At 40.7% G+C, this 10,538-nt stretch carries 9 protein-coding genes and 1 pseudogene; 3 read left to right on the top strand and 7 right to left on the bottom strand.

All coding sequences use genetic code 11. The features are described 5' to 3' along the window. Nucleotides 1–179: 179 nt before the first annotated feature. Nucleotides 180–512: pseudogene (locus tag FTU36_RS15960) on the top strand (NADPH-dependent FMN reductase); the annotation flags it as partial. Nucleotides 513–837: 325 nt separating this feature from the next. Here FTU36_RS15960 and FTU36_RS15955 read toward each other — a convergent pair. Beyond that, nucleotides 838–2,127 carry a glutamate carboxypeptidase gene (locus tag FTU36_RS15955; protein ID WP_180118524.1) on the bottom strand — a complete coding sequence of 430 codons (1,290 nt, stop codon included), beginning with the start codon at nt 2,125–2,127 and terminating at the stop codon, nt 838–840. Between the two features lie 490 nt (nt 2,128–2,617). Next, on the bottom strand, nt 2,618–3,013 hold the full coding sequence (locus tag FTU36_RS15950) for a tautomerase family protein (protein ID WP_180051169.1): 396 nt from the start codon (nt 3,011–3,013) through the stop codon (nt 2,618–2,620). 383 nt (nt 3,014–3,396) lie between these two features. On the opposite strand from FTU36_RS15950, the gene FTU36_RS15945 reads away from it, so the two are divergent. Both FTU36_RS15945 and FTU36_RS15940 read left to right on the top strand, forming a co-directional pair. Beyond that, nucleotides 3,397–3,924 (top strand): hypothetical protein, encoded by a 528-nt coding sequence (locus tag FTU36_RS15945; RefSeq protein WP_180118522.1) that lies wholly within the window; start codon nt 3,397–3,399, stop codon nt 3,922–3,924. Nucleotides 3,925–4,204: 280 nt separating this feature from the next. After that, a complete protein-coding gene (locus tag FTU36_RS15940) occupies nt 4,205–5,245 on the top strand; it encodes a TauD/TfdA family dioxygenase (RefSeq protein WP_180005606.1) in 1,041 nt (346 codons plus the stop codon). Between the two features lie 93 nt (nt 5,246–5,338). Here FTU36_RS15940 and FTU36_RS15935 read toward each other — a convergent pair whose 3' ends face one another. The 5 genes from FTU36_RS15935 to FTU36_RS15915 all read right to left on the bottom strand — a co-directional run bounded on the left by FTU36_RS15935 (nt 5,339) and on the right by FTU36_RS15915 (nt 10,238). Then, the gene (locus FTU36_RS15935; RefSeq protein WP_180118520.1) at nt 5,339–6,514 is read right to left on the bottom strand and encodes a PQQ-dependent sugar dehydrogenase; all 1,176 of its coding nucleotides are present in this window, start codon (nt 6,512–6,514) and stop codon (nt 5,339–5,341) included. A gap of 393 nt (nt 6,515–6,907) precedes the next feature. Beyond that, nucleotides 6,908–7,219, bottom strand: coding sequence for an ankyrin repeat domain-containing protein (locus FTU36_RS15930; protein ID WP_180022952.1), 312 nt, complete (start codon nt 7,217–7,219; stop codon nt 6,908–6,910). An 82-nt stretch (nt 7,220–7,301) separates the two neighbouring features. After that, nucleotides 7,302–7,847: a hypothetical protein gene (locus FTU36_RS15925; protein WP_180022953.1), complete on the bottom strand. Its 546-nt coding sequence runs from the start codon at nt 7,845–7,847 to the stop codon at nt 7,302–7,304. 82 nt (nt 7,848–7,929) lie between these two features. Further along, nucleotides 7,930–9,279, bottom strand: coding sequence for an aromatic acid/H+ symport family MFS transporter (locus FTU36_RS15920; protein ID WP_180022954.1), 1,350 nt, complete (start codon nt 9,277–9,279; stop codon nt 7,930–7,932). 407 nt (nt 9,280–9,686) lie between these two features. Beyond that, nucleotides 9,687–10,238 (bottom strand): DUF4256 domain-containing protein, encoded by a 552-nt coding sequence (locus FTU36_RS15915; protein WP_180056170.1) that lies wholly within the window; start codon nt 10,236–10,238, stop codon nt 9,687–9,689. Between the last annotated feature and the right edge of the window lie 300 nt (nt 10,239–10,538).

The following is a 10,538-nucleotide window of genomic DNA, read 5'->3' as shown; positions in this document are numbered from 1 at the left end:
CTGATGCTAGTTGGTCTAACACCTTGCAATGTTTGTCTTTTATACGTAATTTAAGGGTTTTCATGTACTTATATTAACAATCAAAACTCAAGGAAAATAGTCCTTAGTTAAATCAAACGACACTTCATGTCGTGTCGCTTATATCTCTGACCTGAAGGACAGAGTTTTACGCTCCATTTGATAAAATCGCGCAAGGCGACGCATTTATTTTCATTAGCCCTGAATATAACCACGGCTACAGCCCTGCGCTCAAAAATGCATTGGATTACCTCGGTAAAGAATGGGGCGGAAAACCTGCGGCATACGTTAGCTATGGAGGCACCAATGGTTCACGTTCGATTGATCAAATTCGCCAAGTGGCAACTCAATTGGGCTTAATTGACAGTAATGCTGTAGTTGAAATTCGTGACATTTTCACGCGTAATCAAACAGATAAATTCGAACCGAATGAATTTGACAACAAAGCGGTTAAAGGGATTTTCAAAAAATTACTGCAATATGTGAGTGCTTAATTATTGCCGTTCGCGTGATAAATGCCGCCTTTTGTAGGTTCAGGCTTACATTATTTTCGGCAGATGGCAGCTATACGCCATGCATCATCCACGATAAAGTTAAAACATACAGAGACAGGACGTCACTGAACATAAAACAACAATGATAAGACTAAGCAGGAAGCTTACGGTAGGACAGGAGTTATACCGCTAGAATGAATCTGAAAAAGCCTCGACAGGATGTCGGGGCTTTTTTCATTTCAAATGCTGCACAAGTGTAGCTCTAACATGAGCCATAACCAAACTCAGGGCCATGGCTCAATGGATCTCATCCAATCGGATGCGATTACTTTTTAGAACTTTCCACAATTAAGCGGGTCACCAAATACAAACGCGGCACGATAGAATCTGTCAAAATATATTCAGCTTTATCTGAATGTAATCCATCGCCAGACATACCGATTCCTTCAATGATCGCGGCTTTCGAACTAACCCCAGCAAAAGCGGCATCAGTACCACCACCCCAAGCGGTCGTTTCAACTTTCATCGGCAGCTTTAATTCGTTTGTGTAAATCTGCTGGGCTGTCGCGGCCAATTTTTTGGCTTGTGGACTGGCTTCTAAAGGTGGTCGACGGACTTCAAATTTGACCTCGACCTGACTTTCCGCCAATTTTTTGGTTTTGACTTTTTGCTTCAAGGTTTTTTCCAACTCAGCAAAATCTTGTGGTTTTAAGGAACGAGCATCTGCCTGCGCTGTCGCATGGTCAGGAATCACATTTCGGGTTTTTCCAGCCGTCGCAACAGTCCAATTCAGCTTTAAACCCGTTTTCGGATTGGATAGATTTTCCAATTGTTGAATCTGAAAAGCCAGTTCTGTCAAGGCATTGACCCCTGCTTCAGGTTTTACCCCCGCATGCGAACCCTGCCCTTTAATATCTAAATAAGCCGCACCAATCCCACTGGTGGCTAACATCAAGCTTCCCTCTAAACCACCGGTTTCAAAGGAGAGGACAACGTCCTGATTTTGAGCGGTATCCATAATCAATTGGCGCGAGCCGGGTGAACTGATTTCTTCATCTGAATTAATTAATACCGTAATGGTGCCGTAATCTTGGTACTTCAGCTGTTTCAGCATATCCAAAACATGAATCACTGCAGCAACACCTTGCTTGTCATCCAAAATACCCAAGCCATAGGCTTTATTACCGTCTATGCGAAACGGTTGACCTTGTAATTGGCCCTTTTGATACACCGTATCGTTATGCGCCAACAACATAATGTTCGTTTGACCTTTGCCTTTTAGTACCGCTTTTACAATCGGCCCTGTCTGATCTGGCGCACCATCGAGTTTCATGATGTCTTTGGGCTGAATCACGTTCACCTCAGCCCCTGTGGCTTTTAATTGCTCTGCGACCACCTTGGCAATTTGATTCAAACCCTCAATATCTTTACTGCCAGATTCAATATTGACCAAGGTTTTCAAGGTCTCTAAATAACTGTGTTTTTGACTTTCCGCAATTTTCTTAATCTCTTGTGGAGATGCTGCCCAATTTGCTGAAGCACTAAGCGCAATGGCACAGCCTAATGCGAGCTGAAGTTTTGACGTCGTCCGTTGTTGTGTAAGTGTTCTTAGCATCGATCTTATTCCCTGTATATTTTTCATTATGAATTTTTAATGTCTGATAAATTAGTTCACCATTCAACCAATTAATCGCAAAAATATGTAACACCGCTGATAAAGCTTTTAGTCACTTCAAAACCAGCTTCCAGCTGTTTTAAAAGCGGTTTAGATCGATTTGGAAACATAGATCTAGCAGTCGAGAGCCTAGCTGCTATGCAATGCCTTGAAGGAACGGTCAGAATTAAAATTTAAGTGTTGTACGTTTTGGCTTACATTAGATGCGGATAATAGACACTATTCACGTTATTGGATTACTTTTATATTAAGGTCATACAGCGACAGGATGTCACTGAACATAAAACAACAATGATAAGACAATGAGCAGGAAGCTTAACGGTAGGACAGGAGTTATACCGCTAGAATGAATCCGAAAAAGCCCCGACAGGATGTCGGGGCTTTTTTCGTTTAGGCGATGTGAAAGCAACATTCCATGTATTTGCACAGACTAAACATCGACCTGAAAACCTAAATCGACATCACAGGCGGCTTGACCACCTCGTATCCCCCAATTTTCTAGAGGGCTTTCACGTAAGGTAATGATGATATGGTCGGCCGGAATGCCAAATTCCACCAAATTTTGCACCAGCATTTGATATAACTTACGCTTGGTTGCCACGGTTCGTCCCGCAAAACAATCGATGGTGATATGTGTAAAGCGCTCAGGCTGCGTCAAATGATCAAGCACCTGAAACCGATGTAGCGCATGCACTTGCAAACGTATATTGCGGTCATATCGAGGCAGTTGAAAACTCTGTTGTAAGGCGTCAAAGACAGCATTTATCAACTGTTGTTCTTGTTCTATGCTGTATTGCATCCGTATATCGATTTGTGTTGCAGGCATGCGCGAAACTCATTGTTGTTATTTAGATCACTACACTAGCAGGATTTAGCGACGTTCTGCTGTAGGCATTTACCTACAGCGCTTGCAGTATTTACGCCTATGGCCTCAACAGCAACGCGCCTATAGTAAGAACATACAGAGACAGGATGTCTTGCAATAAAAATAAATAATGCACATGCAGCAGGAACGCTGATCGGTATGACAGGAGTCATATCTTTAGAATGAATCTAAAAAGCCCTCGATAGGATGCATATTCTTGCCCAATTGGACACTTGATAGTATATCGTACTGGACACAGATTCTTCTTTTAATTGGACACTCTTATTTTCAGACACTCTTTGCATCTAAAACGAAATTTAAACGAAAAAAGTAAAATGATTCCTATGAAAAAAGCGGTTATTGCACTGAGTTGCTTAAGTATACTTTTGATGGCCTGTTCCTCGCTTCTTAATCCAAGTATTCAGAATTCACTAAAAGAAGTGAGAACATCAAAATTCCTAAAAAATGAAGATAAAACAAAAAACATTGGTGGGATTGATGCAAATAGTAATGGTGTGCGTGATGATATTGAGGGATACATAAAGCTCAAATATGGGAATAACCCTGAATTTGTTAGCGTATATATGCAGTATGCACAAGAATTACGAAGAAAGCTGACTTTGGCTAGTGATGATCGTGAGGTCTATCGTAGAGCGTCACACGAAGTTAGTAGAAAAATGGTTTGTGCTGCGGAAATTGACTATAAAGTTGAGCCTGAAAAAATGTATCGGGACACAATGATCATTTATGCCCTGTCGGTGAATACCAAGCAACGTAAGGCTGAAAGTAATCGTATTAGCTCGTTGGTGAGTGGCATGGTATTCACATTACCAATTGAGGAACACTGCAAAATTAATGAATACGTTTATTAAAGTGTCCAACTTAAAAAAGAATGGGTATCCAAATACTTATTGATTTTGCAATAGGATGTCGAGGGCTTTTTTCATGTCGTCATTCATTCAGAGATCGCACTCTATTCGTCGAAAAATCGCAATTTATCAACAATACTTACATCGCAACAGTAAAACTGTACTTATAATCGGCAGAGAATTTAGACAGAATAACGGCTGCGAGTTCAGCAGCTCGAACTGTCAGCGCTTAGGGATTAGGCGACAACAATAAAAATTGAATTAAAAAATTAGAGAATGACCTATGCAATTGCAACAGCAACAACTGAATAGTTTTACCCGCATTTTTCATGCCGCTCCAGAACACAATAGCCCACAAGATCTTGCACAATATATTGGCGCGCATCGACAAGAGCTTTTACAACAAATCCATGAAAATGGCATCTTACTGTTTCGTGGTTTTAACATCGAGCAACCCGAACAATTTAACCAACTGATTGAACAATATTTTCAGTTTACGCCATGGAATGCATTTAACCCCAACATGCCCAGCTGGGTTGCATCTTGGATGCGAAAATACAGCGAGAAATTGCTCGGCGCAGGCGACTACCGTCGTTATATCGATCGCAACACAGTGCAATTGGGTCCAGTCGAAAACTCGGTACAAGGCCCACATGTTGAAGGTGGTGTGCGCTCAGAACGCTCGCGTTATATCGCCTTATTTTGTCAGGAACCTTCGACGTATTTGGCAGAAACAGGATTTAATAACTTAGAGCAGATTTGGGAGAATTTTCCGAAACATCTACAGGAAAAATATCTTGGTGCATGGAACCATTTTTCTTATGTCTCGGCGCGCGAGGTGGGGCTATTTGACCGATTATTGCTGAAAAAGAGCCCGTTTAGTCTAGAGATTCGACAAGATAAAAAAGCCAAACTGACCTTGCAGCGTTCGCCACTGGTGATTCATCACCCCGATACGAAAAAGCATGTGATTCAGCCGTGGGCTTTTGCTAATAATACCAATCCATTTGCCCATCAGGCGGCCAAAAATTGCTTTGAAAATCGCGGGGAGATTGAAATCGATTCGACAGCGGACGGCATGCAACTGACTTGGGAAATTTACACGCCAGAAGGTCAACAAATTGAATGGAGCGATGCCGAAAAGCAGCAATTTTTTGATGCGATGTATAAAGATGCCCTGCTTTTGCAGTGGCATAAAGGTGATGTTGCGATCGTCGATAATATTAAAATTGCGCATTGGCGAATGAATGGAGAACAAGGAAATCGTAAATTAATTCAAATTCAAGCCAATGCATTTAATGCCGATGAGCACTATGCGGCTTAGCTGACGGATTTAAAATTCGTGCAGGCCTGTATGTGAGAAGCCCCGTAGGGGCTTTTTTTTTATTTTTTGAATTTTTTGTTTATTTTTTAGCCGCTATTTTGGCTCAATTTTGAATAACCATGCTTTTTCACCGTCCTCAATCCCCCAAATGGCGCCGTCTTTGGCCTCTATCAAGCCACGGATACGCTGCGGCATGTTGATGCGCTGGATTTCTGCTGCCGGCTGATGCGCTGTGTCCACAATCACGATTACTTGAGACGACAAACCGCCAATCAGCGCTTTATTTTTCCACAAAGGGAACTTTTGCCCTTGGTAAAACATCAGGCTCGACGGTGAAATCACGGGTGTCCAACTGATGGCAGGCGCTTCAAATTCAGGCCGTGTATGATGATCAGGAATCGGCTGATCATCATAATGATCACCATTCGACACATGTGGATAGCCATAGTTTTTCGCACGCTGCACAAGATTTAACTCATCACCGCCTTTCGGGCCCATTTCGGCCACCCAAAGCTGCTGTTTTGCATCAAATGCCATGCCTAAAGGATTACGGTGCCCGAAGCTCCACACTTGCTTTGCAACCTCGCCTTGGGTCTGAAATGGATTATCTACAGCAGGTGTTCCATCACTATTTAAGCGCAGTACTTTACCCAAATTTGACTGCAGATCTTGTGCAGGATCAAACTTCTGACGTTCGCCCGAACTCACCCATAATTTTCCATCTGCGCCAAACTGCATTCGGTGTGAATAATGGCCTTGGCCTTCTACTTTTGGAATTTGCCTCCAAATGATTTTTCGCTGTTTTAAACTTGGCGAAGCTTCATTGAGGTTTAATGTGGCTTTTTCGATGACAGCGCCAAAACCGCCCTGTCCTGCTTCTGCATAGCTCAGATATATCTGATGATTTTTTTCAAACTGTGGATCAAGTGCAATATCACCTAATCCACCTTGTCCACCATAGGCAACTTTGGGAAGGTTTTTCACCTGTATTTTCTGCTGATTTTGCGGGTTAAAGATGATCAGTTGACCTTTTCTTTCAGTTAGCAATAAGCGTCCATCTGGGAGTTGTTGAAACGCCCAAGGTTCATTAAATTGAGCGATTTTTTGTATTTTAAAGCGTTGTTCTTGCTGGATTTGTGCCGTTTTTTGAGCTTGGCTTGGTGTTTGATCTTGTGCTGTAGTTGTGGTGTTTTCCGCATGGCATGCGGCTGTCATCAAGATACCGACGATGAGGCTAGGCGTTCGAAAATATTGTATACATTGTTTCATTTATTGTTCCCTTCCCTTTTATAATCATTTGATTCTAATCAATTAATCAGATGATTTTTCTTTGGAAAGGTAACAGAATAATTTTGTACGTTTTGGCTTACATGGCATGCAGAAAATTGCTGCTATTCAATTTATTCAAACAGGCCTAATCTACAGTTATCAGGAAACAGGAAGTTTCCGAAACATAAAACAATAACAATAACAATAACAATAAGTTTCTACATCAGGACGTGAGATATGACAAGGAGTTGTATCTAGAACACGAAATACGAAGAAAACCCCGACAGGATGTCGGGGTTTTCTTTTTCTATCTATTAATTTTTTATGACCCATTAAAAAAATCCCCCAGATTCAGCTGGAGGATTTCACGATCATGATTTTGCGCAATCGGACTTAGAGGCTTTTGAGATATGCCACAACATCGTCATGACCTGCCATTTCTGCAAGTTCTAAAGCGGTATATTGGGTTTTGTGCTTTACATCTGCACCTTTGCCTACCAATAGCTTCACTACGTCTAAATAGCCGTTTTCTGCTGCTGCATGCAGTGCGCTGTAGCCTTCTTCATCGGCAGAGTTTACGTCTGTGCCATTCGCCAAAGATTTTTCGACTTCTGCAAGTTCACCTAAAGATGCCCAGTACACTAGCTCAGGCAGATGCAGTTCTTCATCGTCTTCAGGGATTGGGGAGATAGAATTAAAGTTCATATTTTTCTCACAATAGTATTAATAAGGGCTTAGTTAGATATTAGATTAATTAAAACCAAATAATTAACAACACAACAAAATATTAACTCTCTCCAACCCACAGTTGAATTGTCGCACACAATTGTAATCCATATACCCAACCAATAAAGTCGCCTAGCTCTTGACCGTTAAAACTCAAATCAATAGTTTTATTCCTAAAAGTAGTAGGCAAATCATTAGGAATTCCTTTTATAGACCATACACCATTATGACCAATTGCATTTCTAAGATGCCTTGCAAAGGCATACCATTCTTGTGACCTAAAATGATCAGATTTATTATTTTCAAAAGCATAACTTTTGGCAGCTTCGAAAGTTTCTAAAATCATGTAGTAAAATGTTTGTTTAACAAACATTTTTGCTGAACCATTGTCTAAAGTATTTGAAAAATTAATATTATATAAAAGCCAATCTGTAGCAGCTACTTCATTTCCGCTTAAGACATATATTTCTTTATCTGATACTGTTAAATTATAATTACTCAAATAACGGCTTGTTGGTTCTTTTACTGCTAATCCGTAAGCACCTAAACTAAACCAAAAGGCATCACGGACGTATTTCATTTTTTCTAAACATCTTTCTTTTGTCATAATTTTAAATATTCTAAATATCATTTCTATTAGAGCATAAAAAGCCCCCTTTCGGAGGCTTTTCTTTTTAAAGAATCACAACTTAGGCTTTCGCTGTAGATGCCTCTTTAACATCAATTTTATCACTGTCGTTTTCATGCATGATCAATGCAACCGCGATCGCAGTAATCAGTACAGGTAAACCCACCGCCATAAAGTTGAAATGCGCAGGTAAGTTCATACCGAGCAAACCACCAATCAGAATCGGCCCTACAATCGCGCCCATACGACCAATTGCAGAAGACCAACCAATACCCGTCGAACGTACAGCAAGTGGGTAATACTGCGCCACATAGCTGTACAGCAGCATTTGCGAACCAATAGATGCAGCACCTGCCAAGAACACCAAAATGTATAGCAAGAACTGATTTGATTGGAAGCCCATCAAGCTCATCACAATCGCGCCCATCATACCCAAAACCATCAGCACAGGTTTTAAATGGAAACGGTCAGCCAAAATACCACCGCCAACAATACCCACAACTGCGCCCACGTTCATGACCATCATAAACATTAAGCTGTTATCCATAGAATAACCGGCTGCCATCATCAGTTTTGGTAACCAGCTGCTTAGCGCATACATGGTCAATAGGCACGTAAAGAACGCCACCCAAAACAATAATGTATTTACGGCACGACCACGGCGGAATAAACTCACCACGTTAGCAGCTTCAGGCACGCTTTCTTGAGGCAAAGTGAACACTGTATTTTCAGTCACTTTCACTTCAGGTGCTAAGCGCTTCACGATACTGCGGGCTTTTTCCTGTTTGTTTTCTTTCACCATAAATGCCAAAGATTCTGGTAAAAATCTCCAAATCACAGGTAAAAGGAAAAGTGGAATACCCGCAATAAAGAACATGATTTGCCAACCAAAGTCAGGGGTGAACCATGAACCTAAAAGTGCCGCCATCACACCACCGACTGCATAACCACTAAACATCGTCGTTACCAGTGTGCTACGCATCTTCTGCGGCGCGTATTCAGACGTTAAAGCCACAAGGTTAGGCATTACACCGCCAATCCCTAAACCAGCCAAGAAACGCAAAATACCAAATTCTGTTGGATTCGACGCAAAACCACCGGCAAAGGTCAAACCACTAAATAAAACGATACAGATCATAATGACTTTTTTACGGCCAATCTTATCCGCTAAAGAACCAAAGAACATGGCACCAAACATCATGCCTGCGAGCGCAGTACTGGCAAGCATCCCCGCTTGCATTGCACTTAAGCCCCAGTCTTGCATCAATAATGGTAAAACCACGCCATTAATCGCTAAATCGTAGCCATCAAATAAAATAATCAATAAGCACCAAGCCACTACATTGAAGTGGAACGGGGTAAATTTAGCCTTATCGACTACAGAATTTATGTCTATTTTTTCCGTTGTCATCGTTCTCATCTCCCATGAGTACTTGTCCATAACATTCATTGAATTTTTAAGTAAAATTCAACAGCCACGGAATATACGGAACAGTGTTTTCTAGGGATATTAGACGTATGTTTAATAAATCTAGTCGCTTATAAGTACATGTTAATTGTGTTATTTTTCATGCTTTAGTTTAATTATTAAACATTATCAATATATGATTATTTAACTGATTTTTTTAAATAATAATACCCTTATTTTCAGGCCTAATTCTTCTATTCTTTCATTAAACTTCAGAACGACACACCATCATTTATTTCTATCTTTAGTTTAGAAAAATTTTAAATGTCTAAAAAACAAACGCAATTACATCTTTAGAAAAGCTCGCTTTAACGCACTTGATTGTTTTAAAAACATTTATAGCACTGAGATTAAGCGATCACCAGCTTACAGCGAAATCCACGAGACGCATAATATGACTGCGCGCCATTATGGTAGCTAAATACATGATCATAACGTCGATCACAAAACAGTGCCCCGCCCTTTTGCCGAATATCCGCTGGCGTCACAATCCAGCTCGAAGTCTTTAAATCGAAATGAAAAACTTGCTGTATCGCTCGATAGTCTTCTTCCGTCAGTAGCTCAGCACCGATGTCTCGAACCATGTCTATAACGTTATTTTTCGGGGGATGATCCTTCCGATTCTCCAAGGCATCACGGTCATAGCACAAGTTTCTTCTAAACTTTGGCGACTCTAAGCTGCAATCATAAAATATCAGGTCATTAGATTGCTGATTCAGCATCACAATATCTGGCTCACCGCCTGTTTTTTCCATTTCGATTAAAATTTGTAGTTTTGAGGGCTGTGCTATCAATTGTTTTTTAACATAATCCCAAAGTAATTCTGGATGACGCTGCATATTTTCCTCAAAGCGTTGCTGCAATATCTCTAAAATAGAGACTTCATCAAGATCTTGGAGCATATGTACATCCTATTGTTTTTATACCTTGGAGACTGAACTTCACTATAAAGAATATAGGCTCACCTTGATGTAAATTTTTAGCGCTGTTTAGCCTCATTCTTTTTTAATATCTCTCGTTTTCCTATTTTTGTGCTTTAGCTTTTTCTACTTTTATAACGTTCTTTTCCTTTTTTCTTTTTTCTCCTTGCATAAAAAAACACCCCCTGACGTATCAGGGGGTGTTTCGAATAATGAGCTGGCGATGACTTACTCTCACATGGGTAACCCCACACTACCATCAGCGCTAAGAGGTTTCACTTC

It is taken from the genome of Acinetobacter sp. YH12096 (assembly GCF_013419215.1).
Lineage (GTDB): Bacteria > Pseudomonadota > Gammaproteobacteria > Pseudomonadales > Moraxellaceae > Acinetobacter > Acinetobacter amyesii.
Note: the sequence above shows the minus strand (reverse complement) of the source record. Positions and strands in the feature narration are given on the sequence as shown.

What these genes read in the sequence shown, in the direction of transcription:
- FTU36_RS15940 (WP_180005606.1), top strand. Translation starts at nt 4,205, where the DNA reads ATGCAATTGCAACAGCAACAACTGAATAGTTTTACCCGCATTTTTCAT.
- FTU36_RS15945 (WP_180118522.1), top strand. Translation starts at nt 3,397, where the DNA reads ATGAAAAAAGCGGTTATTGCACTGAGTTGCTTAAGTATACTTTTGATG.
- FTU36_RS15930 (WP_180022952.1), bottom strand. Translation starts at nt 7,219, where the DNA reads ATGAACTTTAATTCTATCTCCCCAATCCCTGAAGACGATGAAGAACTG.
- FTU36_RS15920 (WP_180022954.1), bottom strand. Translation starts at nt 9,279, where the DNA reads ATGACAACGGAAAAAATAGACATAAATTCTGTAGTCGATAAGGCTAAA.
- FTU36_RS15935 (WP_180118520.1), bottom strand. Translation starts at nt 6,514, where the DNA reads ATGAAACAATGTATACAATATTTTCGAACGCCTAGCCTCATCGTCGGT.
- FTU36_RS15915 (WP_180056170.1), bottom strand. Translation starts at nt 10,238, where the DNA reads ATGCTCCAAGATCTTGATGAAGTCTCTATTTTAGAGATATTGCAGCAA.
- FTU36_RS15925 (WP_180022953.1), bottom strand. Translation starts at nt 7,847, where the DNA reads ATGACAAAAGAAAGATGTTTAGAAAAAATGAAATACGTCCGTGATGCC.
- FTU36_RS15955 (WP_180118524.1), bottom strand. Translation starts at nt 2,127, where the DNA reads ATGCTAAGAACACTTACACAACAACGGACGACGTCAAAACTTCAGCTC.
- FTU36_RS15950 (WP_180051169.1), bottom strand. Translation starts at nt 3,013, where the DNA reads ATGCCTGCAACACAAATCGATATACGGATGCAATACAGCATAGAACAA.